The organism is Pseudoalteromonas sp. S3178, from assembly GCF_005886985.1.
GTDB lineage: Bacteria > Pseudomonadota > Gammaproteobacteria > Enterobacterales > Alteromonadaceae > Pseudoalteromonas > Pseudoalteromonas carrageenovora.
In genome coordinates this window covers 1-202 of sequence record NZ_PNCW01000095.1, presented here as the reverse complement: position 1 = coordinate 202, position 202 = coordinate 1, and the positions used below count along the sequence as shown (strand labels likewise).

The 202-nt window shown below is 41.1% G+C and carries 1 rRNA gene; it reads left to right on the top strand.

The features are described from left to right. Positions 1-58: 58 nt before the first annotated feature. A 5S ribosomal RNA gene (gene rrf / locus CWC11_RS19750) occupies positions 59-173 on the top strand. Positions 174-202 lie beyond the last annotated feature (29 nt).

Below are 202 nucleotides of genomic sequence, written 5' to 3'. Positions count from 1 at the left end.
ATCAGATATTTTCCAAATTCAGTTAGTGCGTAGAGATACGAACTAACGACCAAATTTGCTTGGTGACAATAGCGTTTTGGACCCACCTGACTCCATGCCGAACTCAGTAGTGAAACGAAACAGCGCCGATGATAGTGTAGCATTTGCTATGTGAAAGTAGGACATTACCAGGCTTAAAATTAAAGAAACCCGTTACAGCAAT